Source organism: Acinetobacter sp. YH12023 (assembly GCF_013420135.1).
GTDB lineage: Bacteria > Pseudomonadota > Gammaproteobacteria > Pseudomonadales > Moraxellaceae > Acinetobacter > Acinetobacter amyesii.
The window spans coordinates 179,122-193,529 of the sequence record NZ_VOYU01000004.1 but is presented as its reverse complement, the minus strand read 5'-3'; the positions used below and the strand labels follow the sequence as shown (position 1 = coordinate 193,529).

The following is a 14,408-nucleotide window of genomic DNA, read 5'->3' as shown; positions in this document are numbered from 1 at the left end:
TTGGCAGGGTTTTTTTATGGCGTGGTGGTGGACTGACAAAGCCAATCAGGAAGTTCAATGGGTGAAGGGTACAGCTTTAATGCCGAGTTTGCGTTGAGGTTGTAGGTGAGTGGAAGCGTACGATGCGGGTGCGCCGTCGGCCAAAGCTTGTGCCTTAAATGTTCAAAGCGTTGGAAGTCTTTTAAAAATAAGCCCCAAAACTTTTCATAATGCTCCAGTTCTTGCACATGTTGATGCTGATAAGCATGTGTTTGACCTTGTTGGTGTTGAAAGTCATAGCCCATCAGCCAAATACGATGCGGTTGAAAGAGATGTGCGAGTGAATAGGCTTGAAGGCCGCAATTATTACCATAAACAAAGTACGGTGAATGAAATAACTCCGCTTGCGTATCGATGCGCACGGTTTTGAAGTTAATCACTTCATGTTCAGGATATGGCCGGTTGTGACCTAAACCACATCCGCTAATGATGTCACCTTGAAAGCAGGCTTTGAGCATGGGCTGATACTGTAACCACCATGCATAGTCTGAATGATGAGCAATTTGAGCCTGAGGAAGTTGAAGAAAACTTTGATTACAGCAAATGATCAGCAGTTTTTTTGAGGGCTGAATGGTGGTTAAGTCGAAATTGAGCTGAGATGGACCACCTGCAATGATTAATACATCCTGCACATGCATATAGTGTTGAATAAATTCTTGAAATTTTTGATTATTGTTTTGCATATCAAATTGAGTCATCGAAAATTAAAATTGCGAAAACATGCATTCCTCGCTAGAATAGCATTACTTCATTGGGGAGTAGCCGCTTTTTACGCAAAGTAAAAAGGTGATGGTCAACATATTTGCTCTAAAACGAGCATGGTCATCATAGCAAAGAACCAAATGAGCTCTTCGTAGCTTTCTTTTGTTGGCAAGACCTTTGATTTATCACTCTGCACATTGGCTAGCAGGAGGGATAAGTCATCGGTATATGTTATTGCTAGCCAGAGAAATGCACCATGTTAACCGCTTTCTTCATTTCCCTTGCTGTTGTTGCCCTGTCAGAAATGGGTGATAAAACACAATTACTTGCCTTACTGCTTGCTGCACGTTTTCGTAAACCCGTTCCGATCTTAATTGCAATTTTCCTCGCGACTGTGGTCAACCACGGGGTTTCTGCTGTGTTGGGTCAATGGATTACCACCATTTTAAGCCCAACTGTTTTATTGTGGATCGTTTCTTTGGGCTTTATTGCCATGGCGGTGTGGATGTTGATCCCCGATCAATTGGATGATGAATCTGAAAGTATCAATAAGTGGCAAAAATATGGGGTTTTCACCGCCACTTTCGTTTTGTTCTTCTTGGCTGAAATTGGAGATAAAACCCAAATTGCCACTGTTGCACTGGCTGCACGCTTTGACAGTATTGGCTGGGTGACTTTGGGGACGACATTAGGCATCATGTTGGTTAATGCGCCTGCGGTATTTATTGGCAACAAACTAGCAGAAAAACTACCGATTTCACTGATTCATAAAATTGGTGCCTTGGTATTCTTGGTGATTGGTTTGGCTGCGTTGGCACAACACTATTTATTTTAAATAATAGACTGCTTTCATAATTCATTTTTTGCTCAGCTCTAAATTATAGATTCCCGCAATTAAATTGAATCTTAAGCCCAGTCTTTTTCCTCGATTACGATATCGATCGGCAAGGATTTTGAAAGTTTTTAAACTACCAAATACATGCTCGATCCCGATTCTTCTTTTGTTGATTGCCTGATTATAGATTTTGAGTTCAGGTTCCAGTTTACAGCGTCTTTTGGCTTTTAACGGCAATAGGCTATTAGGGTACACAGCATAAATTCCCTGATAGCCTTTATCTGCAAGGATAAAAGCACCTGAAGGAATCTGCTTTAAATTGCGATTGAATAGCTCGAAATCATGCACCATACCGCGATCAGTGCATAAACTCAGAATTTGCTGAGTTTTATAATGAATGATGGCCTGTACTTTAAAGGTATGCGTCTTTTTCTTGCCACTATAGCTTTTCTTCTGTTTTTTTAGGCCTTTGAATGGGAATTTCTGTGGCATCCACGATCACCACATTCCAGTCGATCCCTTCGCCTTCAGGCAAATTCTTCGGTAAATTAAACAGATTGGATTGAATCAGGCAATCTTCAACATGACGTACAATTCTTGAGGCTGTTGACTCTGAAACCCCGTAACTCGTAGCAATGTGAAATAAAGTTCGGTATTCCCGCCAATAGCTCAGACAGAGCAGAACCTGATCCTCCACACTTAACTTGGGTGGTCTGCCTTTAGCTGGAACATGCTTCTGCAATTGCTCAACCATTAAATAAAAGGTTGACCATGATATGCCGGTGTATCGCTTAAACTGTGTTTCAGAAAGCTTCTTCTTTGAATCAATGTATTTCATCCGCAGATTATGCATGAATGCTAAGAAAGTTAGAGTACAAATATCAATCAAAAAGGTGCTCGTTTTTTGATTTATGCAAGAGATCTAATGATCTCACCATATTAAAAATACATGAAATCCTGAGTTAAAAACTCAGGATTGTTTGCCAATAAATGAGACCCAATTCACTGATATTTCAGATAATATTGACTGAATATTTATTGTAAGTTTCCCTAAATAAATATATGTTATTCACCTATAGAATATATATTTTTTGATAAAAAATTTGGGGAATGGGAATGGCTTTCGAACGCACAACATCACAGGTACTTTATGATGATGGAAAGCATAAATGTATTAGCTTTACCAGTTTGGTAAAAGGCGAGGGCGTACAGGCGAACCAGTTCCTGATTTTGGATAATGAGCGCGCAGCGGTGCTTGATCCAGGTGGTGACTTGACCTATGTCCCACTGACTATGGAACTGAATAAATATACCCGTTTGACCAATCTTGACTATGTGATGGCCTCGCATCAGGACCCTGACATTATTACTTCGATGCCACGTTGGTTGGTTTATACCGACGCCAAAGTGGTGGCATCTAAACTGTGGGCGCGTTTCTTACCACATTTAAACTCTGCATTCATGAGTGACCGCATGAAAGGCAACTGGTTGGATCGTCTGATCGAACTGCCAGATCATGGTCAGGTGATTCCATTAGGCAACAGTCATTTGGTGGCTGTTCCTGCACACTTCCTACATTCAGTTGGTAACTTCCAATTTTATGACCCGATTGCCAAAATTTTATTCTCAGGGGATATGGGCGCATCTATGGTGGATGATGCCTCTAAACCTTTAGAAAATTTTGCCGCTCATATTCCTAAAATGAAAGGCTTCCATCAGCGCTACATGTGTTCAAACAAAGTGATCCGTCTTTGGGTCAACATGGTACGGACGATGGATGTGGAAATGATCGTACCGCAGCACGGCACGCCATTTATTGGTAAAGAACAGATCAATCAATTCTTAGATTGGATCGAAACCTTGCAGTGTGGTGTCGATTTAATGGATGAGACAGTTTTTACTTGCCCAGTATAATGACTTGAAAATTTCAAAAAATAATTGAGTTTGCAGATAACATTTTTTAATATTTTTCGTCCATAAAATAAGCTTTTAGATGACGAGAATAGATAAAAATGTTGTCTCAAATACCGACTCAGGATGCATGTTTAACCTGTGGAGCATGTTGTGCTCACTATCGCGTTTCTTTTTATTGGGCAGAAGGGCTAAATATGCCTGAACATTATACGGAACCTGTGACATCGGTGTATTCATGTATGGTGGGTACGAATCAGGCAAATCCACGTTGTATTGCTTTGGGTGGAGAAGTAGGCAAACAGGTGAGTTGTAACATGTATGAGGCACGTAGTTCATCTTGTAAAGAAGTTCAAATCGCCGATGAGCAATGTAATAAAGCACGCATCGCGCATCAAATGATTCCATTGATCAGTATTCCACTGCATGACGCTGAAAATGACGAAGATTTCGATCAAGTCAGTTAAGGCTTTATTTCCAGAATAAATTTATTGAAATCTAAGAGGTAGAATCTTCGGATTCTGCCTGTATTGCACTGGATGCTGACCAACCCCCAGAGTATTCTTGCTGAAAACAGCATATTCGATGGTTAATATTGAAAACTCCGTAAAGAATTGCCGCAATTAAAATGAAAATTGAACGGAAATTTGTATATAATGGCTCACGGAAATTACCAGCGAGACTGTTATGTTGACCATCGTTCAAGAAGCCCTAACCTTTGATGATGTCTTATTACTCCCTGCCTATTCTACTGTTCTCCCAAAAGATGTCTCTCTTAAGACACGTTTCACACGTGGCATCAATTTGAATATTCCACTTGTTTCTGCTGCGATGGATACTGTGACTGAATCACGTATGGCGATTGCAATGGCGCAAAACGGTGGTATCGGTATCCTGCATAAAAACATGGATATTGCTGCACAAGCTGCAGAAGTTCGCCGCGTGAAAAAATTTGAAGCAGGTATGGTGAAAGACCCAATTACCGTTACACCAGAAACGACTGTACGTGAGCTGATTGCTTTAACTCAAGCAAATAACATCAGCGGTGTACCAGTGGTGAAAGACGGTCAAGTGGTGGGTATTGTTACTGGTCGTGACACTCGTTTTGAAACCAATCTTGAGCAACCTGTTAGTAACATCATGACAGGCCATGATCGTTTGGTGACTGTTCGTGAAAACGAATCAAAAGAAAACATCCAAGCATTACTTCAAAAACACCGTATTGAAAAAGTCCTTGTTGTAAATGACAACAACGAACTGAAAGGTTTAATCACGGTTACTGATTTCCGTAAAGCTGAAAACTATCCAAACAGCTGCAAAGATGACTTAGGTCGTTTACGCGTTGGCGCTGCAGTAGGTACAGGTGCAGAAACACCAAGCCGTGTAGAAGCATTGGTGGAAGCAGGTGTTGATGCGATTGTTGTTGATACAGCACATGGTCACTCTGCAGGTGTAATTGAACGTGTACGTTGGGTAAAAGCCAACTATCCACAAGTTCAAGTGATTGGCGGTAACATCGCGACTGGTGATGCAGCTCTTGCATTATTAGATGCTGGTGCAGATGCAGTGAAAGTGGGTATTGGCCCAGGTTCAATCTGTACTACACGTATCGTTGCTGGTATTGGTATGCCGCAAATCTCTGCGATTGACAGCGTTGCCAATGCACTAAAAGACCAAATTCCATTGATCGCAGACGGTGGTATCCGTTTCTCTGGTGATATGGCAAAAGCGATTGGTGCAGGTGCGAGTACCATCATGGTAGGTTCATTGATGGCGGGTACTGAAGAAGCACCAGGCGAAGTTGAATTCTTCCAAGGTCGTTACTACAAAGCTTATCGTGGTATGGGTTCATTGGGTGCGATGGCAGGTGCAACAGGTTCTGCTGACCGTTATTTCCAAGACTCAAAAGCAGGCGCTGAAAAACTTGTACCAGAAGGTATTGAAGGTCGCGTACCGTACAAAGGTCCAATGGGTAACATTGTTCATCAAATGATGGGTGGTTTACGTTCATCTATGGGGTATACCGGTTCTGCGGTGATCGATGACTTACGTAAAAATGCACAGTTTGTCAAAATTACTGCGGCAGGTATGTCTGAATCTCACGTACATGACGTGACTATTACTAAAGAAGCACCAAACTACCGTGTTGGTTGATATTTAGTAGCTTTTAGCCGAAAAGGCCGTCATTAATATGACGGCCTTTTTGTTTTTGGTGTAAAGTATTTGCAGTAAAAAGTGATGATTAAGATCACCATTAAGAAGTGAGTACAACATGAGTTATTTTGGTACAGATGGCATTCGTGGCAAATTCGGTGAATTGCCTATTACCCCTGAATTTGCATTAAAACTAGGATTTGCCGCAGGTAAAGTATTAAAACAATACAGTAAAAAAGCAAAGCCCATCGTTGTACTAGGTAAAGATACCCGATTATCGGGCTATATTTTAGAGTCAGCATTACAAGCCGGTTTAAACGCAGCAGGTGTTTATGTTCATTTGTTGGGTCCATTACCTACACCTGCAATTGCCCATTTAACCCGTGCATTACATGCCAGCTTAGGCATCGTGATCTCGGCGTCGCATAATCCTTATTTTGACAACGGCATTAAGTTTTTCTCGAGCGAAGGTAAAAAATTGCCGGATGAAATTCAAGAAGCCATAAACAAAGAACTTGAAAATGACTTGGTGATCGAAGACCCTGCAAACTTAGGTAAAAGTGTGCGTGTAAAAGATGCCAATGGTCGTTATATCGAGTTTTGTAAATCAACCTTCCCGTACCATTTTGACCTGACAGGCTTAAAAATTGTGGTGGACTGTGCCAATGGTGCAGCCTATAGCGTTGGCCCTTCGGTGTATCGTGAACTCGGTGCAAAAGTGATTGCGCTGTTTAACGAACCGGATGGTTTGAATATCAATAAAGACTGTGGTTCGACGCATCCTGAGTTTTTACAAAAAGCAGTTGTTGAACATCAGGCGGATTTAGGGATTGCCTTTGACGGTGATGCTGACCGTGTGATTATGGTCGATAAAAACGGTCAGCAAATTACCGGTGACCATATTCTCTATATTTTAGCCACTCAAGCGAGTCAAAAGCCTGCGGGTATCGTGGGTACCGTGATGAGCAATATGGCGCTTGAAATTGCTTTAGATCAAGCCAAAGTGCCGTTGCTTCGTGCCAAAGTTGGTGACCGCTATGTTTTACAAGGCCTAGAAGAAAAGGGCTGGGTAACGGGCGGTGAGCCATCAGGTCATATTCTGACTTTGGACAAGAGCACCACAGGTGATGCGATCATTGCTTCACTTCAGGTGTTAACGGTGATGGTTGAACAAGGTAAAGCCTTACATGAATTGGTGGAAGGTTTTGAATTATTACCAAACGTTCTGGTAAATGTTCGCTTGGCTGCGATGTTTGACCCCTACGCCGTACCTGCATTGGTGAGCGAGTTTGAAAAAGCTGAAGCGCAGCTCAAAGGACGCGGTCGAATCTTGATTCGTAAATCAGGCACAGAGCCGGTGATTCGAGTCATGGTTGAAGGTAATGACCTTGAAGAAGTTACCGCTTTGGCAAATCATTTGGCCGATGCTGTTCGTGCCAATGCAGCTTAAATCAAGAGGGGAAATTGCATGAATGATGTGATTAAGGACTTAAGTGAACTGCGTTTAACTTATCAAAAAGGTGAGTTGCATGAAGATCAGGTGAACCGTGATCCACATGAGCAGTTTTTATTATGGTTTAACCATGCCTTAGCAGCACAATTGCATGAACCCTATGCTATGTCTTTGGCGACGGCAAATGCCCAAGGTCGTCCGCACGTGCGGACGGTCTTGTTGCGCGGTGCGACCCATGCAGGTTATGACTTCTACACCAATTATGACAGTCAAAAAGGCAATGATCTGCTCGATAATCCTTATGCAGAATTATTGTTTTATTGGCAAGAGCAGGAACGTCAAATTCGGGTCAGTGGTCGTGTGGAAAAGATTTCTCTTGAAGAATCGACGGATTATTACCACAAACGACCGCGTGACAGCCAAATCGCAGCACACATTAGCACTCCACAAAGTGGTGTTATCGCCAGTCGTGAAGAATTACAACAGCGATTCCAAAATTTGCATGATCAAGTGGAAAGCAAAGACGTATTGGCGAAACCTGAGTTTTGGGGTGGCTATCGTTTAGTTCCGGATTATTATGAATTTTGGCAAGGCCGTCCGAATCGTTTACATGACCGCTTGAGTTATGAACAACAGGATGGTCAATGGGTTCTACAGCGACTGATGCCATAAATGTCTAAACTTTTAATTCAACAAAGACCCTATTTGACGCGCCCTGAAGATATTCAGGGCGTTGCGCCGTTTATTGCGGACTTATTGGCACGTCGCGGGGTTTCTTCCGCACAAGAACTGGAATTGAAGCTCAAGCATTTACATGCCCCGACCTTAAAAGGCATGCAGCAAGCTATAGAGTTGATCGACCAAGCCATTGATGCACATAAAAAAATTGTCATTGTAGGCGACTATGATGCCGATGGTGCAACCAGTACTGCATTGATGGTCTTGGCACTGCGTGATATGGGCGCGGATGTTGAATATCTGGTTCCAGACCGTTTTAAGTATGGTTATGGCCTGACACCCGCCATTGCTGATTTAGCCTTCGTGAGTTTTACCCCAGATGTGCTGATTACAGTCGATAATGGTATTTCGAGCCATGCTGGTGTAGCACAGGCACAGGCGCATGGTATGCAGGTGATCATTACAGACCATCACCTGACTACGAAGGAAACACCACAAGCAGAAGCGGTGGTGAATCCGAATCAGTTGGGATGTGAATTTCCAAGTAAAGCCTTGGCTGGCGTAGGTGTTGCATTTTATGTGTTGGCCAATTTGGCCAGTATGCGTAAAAAAAATGCTAAATCCACAGCCAACCTCAGCCAATATTTGGACTTGGTGGCTTTAGGCACTTATGCCGATGTTGCAAGTCTAGATCTGAATAATCGGATCTTGATCGATGCTGGTTTGAAGCGGATTCAGCAAGGACTATGTCGTCCAGGGATCAGTGCATTATTGGATATCGCTGGTCGTGATCCCGCACAGTTAAAAGCACAAGACTTGGGCTTTGTGGTAGGCCCGCGACTCAATGCGGCTGGGCGTATGGAGACCATGGATATTGGGATTGAGTGTCTGATTGCGGCGGATTTAAGTACGGCTTATCCGATTGCGCAGCAGTTGAATCAACTCAATATTGAAAGACGCCAAGTCGAAGGGCAGATTAAACAGGAAGCTTTGGCTGAGTTAGAACATGTTCAGCTTGATCAGGATAATCTACCTGCAGCCTTGATCATGTTTGAACAGCATTGGCATCAAGGGGTGATTGGGATTGTTGCAGGGCGTTTAAAAGAACAATTCCATAGACCTGCAATCGTCTTTGCTGCAGATGAAGATGGTGTGCATATAAAAGGTTCTGCGCGTTCGATCGAAGGTATTCATATTCGAGACAGTATTGAGCGTATTGCTGAATTACATCCGCATTTGGTGAGTCATTTTGGAGGGCATGCTGCCGCGGCAGGACTAACCATTCAAAAGCAGCATTTTTCTGAATTTAAAACTGCCTTTGAGGCACTGATCGCTGCGCAAGATGAAAGTTTATTTCAGGCGACTATTTGGACAGATGGTGAATTGCCTGATTCGGCCATTAATGTCGAAACCGTCGATCTTCTGCAAAATTTAAGCCCATGGGGACAAAAATTTCCTGCACCGGTCTATGAAGGTCTATTTAAAGTTTTAGATTATCGTTGGTTGAAAGATGTGCATCTGAAATTAAAACTTGCTTTAGAGAATGGCTTAATGGTGGACGCAATTGCATTTAATGCGGCAGAAAAGTATGAATTTAATCCTATGCAAGATCAAATCCGCTTGGTCTACGAACTCGATAAAAATGAATTTAGAGGAAATGTCAGTGTTCAATTGAGAGTTTTACACTTGGCTCAATAAATTCTATTTTACAGGAAAATAAAAAAACCGCTCAGAAGAGCGGTTTTTTTATGGTTTTGACTTCAATGGATTAGAAGCGGTATTTCGCTGCTACACCAAATGAATTGTAGTCATTGTTGCCAACTTCACCGAAACCAACACGACCTTCAAGGCTTACTTGTTGGTTGAAGAATTTACGTGCATTGATCCCTACTTCGTTACGATCAGTGACATCGTTGTTGTAGTAGTCGGCACCAACACTGAAAGTTTTGTCGATGAAGTAATCCGCTGCTAGATTGAATTCATCTAGATCACCGAATGCTGCACCCGCTTCAAGGTTGATGTCTTTACCATTGCTTAAAGTTGTTACGTATTTAGCACGTAAAGTTGGATCTACACCATCATCATCATCGTTATCCCAACCTTTCACACCAACTGCAACTAAGAAGCCTGGTGCAGGAAGATAACCGACTTCAGCGCCGTAGTAAGTTGTATCGTTGTCTATTGTGCCGACTGCAGTGTCAACTTCGACATTATTACGGCTTACATCACCAGATACATAGAAATCTGAGTTTGGTACGAAGTATTCGATACCAACGCCATAAGTATTGTCGTCAACATTGCCACGGTCAGCGAAAGTTGCGTGTGCATTTACGTTACTTGCACGGTTTAAGAATGCAGCTTCTGCAAGAGGAGCGTTACGCGTTTGAACAGGGTTGAAGTAATAAGTACCGTTTACACCAAATTCACTGCCAGAGCTTCCATTATCTGGGTCGATGTAACCAGCTGAAGCGCCTACTTCTGCTTGATAAGCATGAGCTGTACCTGTAATAGCAAGTGCAGAAAGAAGTGCTGAAGCAATTGCGAGTTTTTTCATGGAAACTACCCCTCTAAATTGTTTGGCTAAATTTAATACATTTTTTGTTACAAGTTTTAGTCTAGAGAATTTTTAAAGATGGTCAATCGCTGCAAAGTTGCAGAACTGTGTATTCGGTAATTTTATGTAATTTCAATTACTTAAAATGTTGAAAAATATATAATTATTATTAATGTTTTGTTTTATTAAAACTGTGTAGATATTATGAATTTGTAGATTATTTGGTCAATAACTCGACTTTTTTTAAAGTAAATATTACATCCAAAAGAAAAAAGCACCTCAATTTTGAGGTGCTTTTTTATGCACATTCCTAATTCAAACGAAATTAGAAACGGAAAGTTGCATTGATGTTGAACGCTTGAACGTCGTCACCAAAACCAACCTGACCACCGATTGCTAGGTTCGGGTTAAGGAAGTATTTTGAACGGATAGCGAAGAAATCCGTGTCTACATCACCATCATCTTCGATGTTGTAAGATGCACCCACGCTAAATGCTTGGTCGAAGTAGTAGTCTGCACCAATCGTAACAGAATCTAAATCACCAAAAGCACCATCTGCTTCCAGGTTGATGTATTGACCATTGTTCAGAGGCGCAACATATTTTGCTTTGACAGCAAAACGGTTGTCTTCGTCTTCATCGTTGTCGCCTTGATAGCCATCAATACCAACAGCAAGTAAAAGGTTAGAGACAGGTAAATAACCTACTAATGCGCGGTATGTTGTTGAATCATAGTCCTCGCTTGCTGAAATACCAGCAACTTTTACTTCAGCTTTTTCTTCTTTGTAGCCTAATTCACCATTAAAGTAGAATTGTTCAAAGAAGTATTCAGCACCTAATGAAATATGGTGGCTGTCATATTCTGCTTTGCCTGCAAGCGGACCTGAAACAGGAAAATAATCGGATACATCAACTGTTTTTGTATCTAAATATTGATAGCTATATTTAGCATAAATATTGCTGTTATGGCCTAAAAATGCAGCTTCGTTTAATGGGCCATTTTTAGGGTTTACTGAGTCTAAATATAACGTGCCTTGTAAGTTGAACAATCCGTTTGAATCTACGATGTCATTGTCCCAATCTGTATAAGTAAAACCGCCATCAACTTGACCATCATAAGCAAAAGTTGATGAAGTGATAACAGCTAACCCTAGTGCAAGTAATGTCTTTTTCATAAAACCCTCGAAACATTATTGTTGTAAAAAAAATGTAATAAATAGTAATGCGAGCGTATTGTTCATATTATGTGCATTGAAGTCAATGATTTGGATGATCAACCTGGCTGAAACTGTGCAAATGCTCTGTGATATAATAGGCGGCTATTTAAGCCAAATTTTTTGATTGAGAGTAATTCACGTGGAAATTAATCCGTATCTATTACAGCTAAAAGACTTAAACGACCGTGGTCAAACATTACGGGGGTATCTTTGACTACGATCTGAAAAAAGAGCGTTTAGAAGAGGTTCTACGTGAGCTGGAAGACCCAGCAATTTGGAATGATCAAAGCCGTGCGCAAGCAATGGCAAAAGAAAAAGGTGAACTCGAAAACGTCATTAACGTGCTCGAAGGGCTTTCAACTCAACTAGAAGATGCCCAAGCGATGCTGGATCTTGCGGTTGAAGCAGAAGAAGAAAGCTTACTTGTGGATGTGCAAGCAGAGTTAACTTCAGCGGAAGCAGAACTTGCGAAATTAGAATTCCGTCGTATGTTCAGTAATCCGATGGACCCGAACCCATGCTATGTCGAAATTCAAGCAGGTTCAGGTGGTACTGAAGCACAGGACTGGGCATCGATGTTACTGCGTATGTATCTACGTTGGATTGAACGTCATGGCTTTAAAGCAGAAGTGATGGAAGAGTCTGATGGTGATGTGGCAGGGATCAAGTCTGCAACGATCCGTGTAGAAGGTGAGTATGCATATGGTTGGTTACGTACAGAATCTGGCGTACACCGTTTAGTCCGTAAGTCACCTTTTGACTCGGGTAACCGTCGCCATACTTCATTCTCAGCGGTTTTTGTATCCCCTGAAATTGATGACAATATTGAAATTGAAATAAATCCAGCTGATGTTCGTACTGATACCTATCGTGCATCTGGTGCGGGTGGTCAGCACATTAACAAAACAGACTCTGCGGTACGTTTAACTCACGCTCCAACAGGGATTGTGGTGGCATGTCAGAACCAACGTTCACAACACGCCAACCGTGACCATGCATGGAAACAGTTACGTGCAAAATTGTACGAACTTGAAATGCAAAAACGTAATGATGCGGCACAAGCGTTGGAAGACACCAAGTCAGATATCGGTTGGGGCAGTCAAATTCGTTCATACGTTTTAGATGACTCGCGTATTAAAGACTTACGTACTAGTGTAGAAAGTTCAAACACCGGTGCAGTGCTTGATGGCGATTTAGATAAGTTTATTGAAGCCAGCCTTAAACAAGGTTTGTAATTTAAATTTATATAGAAAACAAAGTTCTATCGGTTTTTGATTAATATATCTATAAAAATCGATATAAAAATCGAAAAAATACGATATAGTGTGTTCAAGATGCTGAATAGAACTTTGTTGTCCAAATTTTTATTTAATTAAACCCGTTTAAATTATGGATATTGATTTAATTTTTAAAGCACTTGCCAATCCGACTCGACGTCAAATCTTGGAATGGTTGAAAACACCAGAACAGTTTTTGTCAGAAGAACAATGCGGCGGCTTTAATCGTGGTGTATGCGCCGGCAATATCGAAAAACTCGGTAATGTTTCGCAGTCTACGATGTCTAATCATTTGTCTGTGTTACAACAGGCGGGCTTAATTCAAGCCGAGAAATATGGTCAATGGTCGTATTTCTCACGCAATGAAGAACTCATTCAGCAATATATCGATTATCTGCAAAACTCACTTTAAATCGTTTTTCGCATTTGAAGTGTCAGGCGAGACATATATGGCTGAACTTAATACTCCTCTCATTTTGGGTGATTTACACCTCAAAAATCGCGTTGTAATGGCGCCACTAACCCGTAGTCGTGCAACCATTGACCGTGTTCCAACGCCGATGATGGCTGAATATTATGCACAGCGCGCAAGTGCTGGATTAATCATTTCAGAAGCAACAGTCATTTCAGAAGCAGCTAATGGCTATTTGCAGACGCCGGGTTTATTTACCGATGCTCAAGTTCAGGGCTGGAAATTGGTGACCCAAGCCGTACATGAACAGCAAGGTTTAATTGTGGCACAATTGTGGCATGTCGGACGTGTCTCACATCCCGATCTTTTGAATGGTGATACACCAGTTTCTGCCAGTGCGGTACAACAGGCGGGTTATGTCAGTCTGCTTCGCCCAAAACGCGAATATGTCGTGCCACGTCCATTAGAGATTGCAGAGATCAAAAGCATTGTAGAACAATACAAACAGTCTGCGATCAAAGCCAAAGAAGCGGGGTTTGATGGTGTGGAATTGCATGCGGCCAATGGTTATTTGATCGATCAATTCCTACAAAGCAAAACCAATTTACGTGAAGATGAGTATGGTGGTTCTGTCGAAAACCGCGCACGTTTATTGCTCGAAGTGGTGGATGCGCTGATTGAAGTGTGGGGGGCAGGTCGTGTAGGTGTGCATCTTGCGCCGCGTGGTGATGAACATGACATGGGCGATCATGATCCACGTGAAACCTTTGGCTATGCTTTAGAGCAGTTGGGGCAGAGGAAGATTGCATTTTTCTTTACCCGTGAATATCTAGCGGATGACAGTATCAGTGATTATCTGAAACAGCGCTCAAATGGTGTGCCATATATTGCCAATATGCGTTTAAGCCGTGAAGATGCTGTAGATTTATTAGCCTCAGGTAAAGCCGATGCGGTGTCTTTTGGTAAAGCCTATATTGCCAATCCAGATTTGTTTGAACGTTTGCTAGCGAATGCTGCATTGAATGAATTGCAGTTGGAAAACATGATTGGAACAGATGTTGCCGAAGGCTATATTGATTATCCAAGCATGAAAAATAAATTTGGTTCAGGTCGTTCAACCTATTAATCGACACTTGAATACGCATTATCCATTAACATGTGGATAATGCTCTGATAT

General features: G+C 41.9%; 15 protein-coding genes and 1 riboswitch. Of the genes, 10 read left to right on the top strand and 5 right to left on the bottom strand.

The genetic code is table 11. The features are described 5' to 3' along the window. Positions 1-14: 14 nt before the first annotated feature. The gene (locus FTT92_RS06200) at positions 15-722 is read right to left on the bottom strand and encodes a methyltransferase type 11 (RefSeq protein ID WP_180054188.1); all 708 of its coding nucleotides are present in this window, start codon (positions 720-722) and stop codon (positions 15-17) included. A 58-nt stretch (positions 723-780) separates the two neighbouring features. After that, positions 781-923, top strand: a riboswitch (yybP-ykoY riboswitch). Positions 924-997: 74 nt separating this feature from the next. Here FTT92_RS06200 and FTT92_RS06195 point away from each other — a divergent pair. Beyond that, a complete protein-coding gene (locus FTT92_RS06195) occupies positions 998-1,576 on the top strand; it encodes a TMEM165/GDT1 family protein (protein ID WP_180171672.1) in 579 nt (192 codons plus the stop codon). A gap of 21 nt (positions 1,577-1,597) precedes the next feature. On the opposite strand, the gene FTT92_RS06190 is transcribed toward FTT92_RS06195, so the two are convergent. After that, positions 1,598-2,068 carry a transposase family protein gene (locus FTT92_RS06190; RefSeq protein ID WP_180171671.1) on the bottom strand — a complete coding sequence of 157 codons (471 nt, stop codon included), beginning with the start codon at positions 2,066-2,068 and terminating at the stop codon, positions 1,598-1,600. Then, positions 2,016-2,414, bottom strand: coding sequence for a transposase family protein (locus tag FTT92_RS06185; RefSeq protein WP_180171670.1), 399 nt, complete (start codon positions 2,412-2,414; stop codon positions 2,016-2,018). The genes FTT92_RS06190 and FTT92_RS06185 overlap by 53 nt, the downstream gene beginning before the upstream one ends. A gap of 278 nt (positions 2,415-2,692) precedes the next feature. Between FTT92_RS06185 and FTT92_RS06180 the strand changes: the two genes are divergently transcribed. The 6 genes from FTT92_RS06180 to recJ all read left to right on the top strand — a co-directional run bounded on the left by FTT92_RS06180 (position 2,693) and on the right by recJ (position 9,470). Then, positions 2,693-3,490: an MBL fold metallo-hydrolase gene (locus FTT92_RS06180; RefSeq protein ID WP_078190564.1), complete on the top strand. Its 798-nt coding sequence runs from the start codon at positions 2,693-2,695 to the stop codon at positions 3,488-3,490. A gap of 98 nt (positions 3,491-3,588) precedes the next feature. Next, on the top strand, positions 3,589-3,954 hold the full coding sequence (locus FTT92_RS06175) for a YkgJ family cysteine cluster protein (RefSeq protein ID WP_078193208.1): 366 nt from the start codon (positions 3,589-3,591) through the stop codon (positions 3,952-3,954). Between the two features lie 220 nt (positions 3,955-4,174). Continuing rightward, positions 4,175-5,641: an IMP dehydrogenase gene (gene guaB / locus FTT92_RS06170; RefSeq protein ID WP_078190562.1), complete on the top strand. Its 1,467-nt coding sequence runs from the start codon at positions 4,175-4,177 to the stop codon at positions 5,639-5,641. A 118-nt stretch (positions 5,642-5,759) separates the two neighbouring features. After that, a complete protein-coding gene (glmM, locus tag FTT92_RS06165; protein WP_111884469.1) occupies positions 5,760-7,091 on the top strand; it encodes a phosphoglucosamine mutase in 1,332 nt (443 codons plus the stop codon). 18 nt (positions 7,092-7,109) lie between these two features. Next, positions 7,110-7,766: a pyridoxamine 5'-phosphate oxidase gene (gene pdxH / locus FTT92_RS06160; RefSeq protein WP_180109624.1), complete on the top strand. Its 657-nt coding sequence runs from the start codon at positions 7,110-7,112 to the stop codon at positions 7,764-7,766. Next, positions 7,767-9,470, top strand: a complete 1,704-nt coding sequence (gene recJ, locus FTT92_RS06155; protein ID WP_180171669.1) for a single-stranded-DNA-specific exonuclease RecJ — start codon at positions 7,767-7,769, stop codon at positions 9,468-9,470. A 70-nt stretch (positions 9,471-9,540) separates the two neighbouring features. On the opposite strand, the gene FTT92_RS06150 is transcribed toward recJ, so the two are convergent. Continuing rightward, the gene (locus FTT92_RS06150; protein ID WP_180164584.1) at positions 9,541-10,326 is read right to left on the bottom strand and encodes a putative porin; all 786 of its coding nucleotides are present in this window, start codon (positions 10,324-10,326) and stop codon (positions 9,541-9,543) included. Positions 10,327-10,651: 325 nt separating this feature from the next. Next, on the bottom strand, positions 10,652-11,500 hold the full coding sequence (locus FTT92_RS06145; protein ID WP_180171668.1) for a putative porin: 849 nt from the start codon (positions 11,498-11,500) through the stop codon (positions 10,652-10,654). Between the two features lie 181 nt (positions 11,501-11,681). On the opposite strand from FTT92_RS06145, the gene prfB reads away from it, so the two are divergent. From prfB to FTT92_RS06130, 3 genes are all read left to right on the top strand, one after another. Beyond that, positions 11,682-12,777, top strand: a protein-coding gene (gene prfB, locus FTT92_RS06140; RefSeq protein ID WP_168379411.1) for a peptide chain release factor 2 whose coding sequence is annotated in 2 segments (ribosomal slippage) — positions 11,682-11,753 and positions 11,755-12,777 — 1,095 coding nt in all. Because the reading frame shifts where the segments join, the coding sequence is not laid out codon by codon here. A gap of 154 nt (positions 12,778-12,931) precedes the next feature. After that, positions 12,932-13,231: a helix-turn-helix transcriptional regulator gene (locus tag FTT92_RS06135; protein WP_078190555.1), complete on the top strand. Its 300-nt coding sequence runs from the start codon at positions 12,932-12,934 to the stop codon at positions 13,229-13,231. A 37-nt stretch (positions 13,232-13,268) separates the two neighbouring features. Beyond that, positions 13,269-14,357, top strand: a complete 1,089-nt coding sequence (locus FTT92_RS06130; protein ID WP_111884475.1) for an alkene reductase — start codon at positions 13,269-13,271, stop codon at positions 14,355-14,357. Positions 14,358-14,408: the final 51 nt, after the last annotated feature.

Coding starts and splice junctions, on each gene's coding strand:
- FTT92_RS06200 (WP_180054188.1), bottom strand. CDS start 722: ATGCAAAACAATAATCAAAAATTTCAAGAATTTATTCAACACTATATG.
- FTT92_RS06195 (WP_180171672.1), top strand. CDS start 998: ATGTTAACCGCTTTCTTCATTTCCCTTGCTGTTGTTGCCCTGTCAGAA.
- FTT92_RS06190 (WP_180171671.1), bottom strand. CDS start 2,068: ATGCCACAGAAATTCCCATTCAAAGGCCTAAAAAAACAGAAGAAAAGC.
- FTT92_RS06185 (WP_180171670.1), bottom strand. CDS start 2,414: ATGAAATACATTGATTCAAAGAAGAAGCTTTCTGAAACACAGTTTAAG.
- FTT92_RS06180 (WP_078190564.1), top strand. CDS start 2,693: ATGGCTTTCGAACGCACAACATCACAGGTACTTTATGATGATGGAAAG.
- FTT92_RS06175 (WP_078193208.1), top strand. CDS start 3,589: ATGTTGTCTCAAATACCGACTCAGGATGCATGTTTAACCTGTGGAGCA.
- guaB (WP_078190562.1), top strand. CDS start 4,175: ATGTTGACCATCGTTCAAGAAGCCCTAACCTTTGATGATGTCTTATTA.
- glmM (WP_111884469.1), top strand. CDS start 5,760: ATGAGTTATTTTGGTACAGATGGCATTCGTGGCAAATTCGGTGAATTG.
- pdxH (WP_180109624.1), top strand. CDS start 7,110: ATGAATGATGTGATTAAGGACTTAAGTGAACTGCGTTTAACTTATCAA.
- recJ (WP_180171669.1), top strand. CDS start 7,767: ATGTCTAAACTTTTAATTCAACAAAGACCCTATTTGACGCGCCCTGAA.
- FTT92_RS06150 (WP_180164584.1), bottom strand. CDS start 10,326: ATGAAAAAACTCGCAATTGCTTCAGCACTTCTTTCTGCACTTGCTATT.
- FTT92_RS06145 (WP_180171668.1), bottom strand. CDS start 11,500: ATGAAAAAGACATTACTTGCACTAGGGTTAGCTGTTATCACTTCATCA.
- FTT92_RS06135 (WP_078190555.1), top strand. CDS start 12,932: ATGGATATTGATTTAATTTTTAAAGCACTTGCCAATCCGACTCGACGT.
- FTT92_RS06130 (WP_111884475.1), top strand. CDS start 13,269: ATGGCTGAACTTAATACTCCTCTCATTTTGGGTGATTTACACCTCAAA.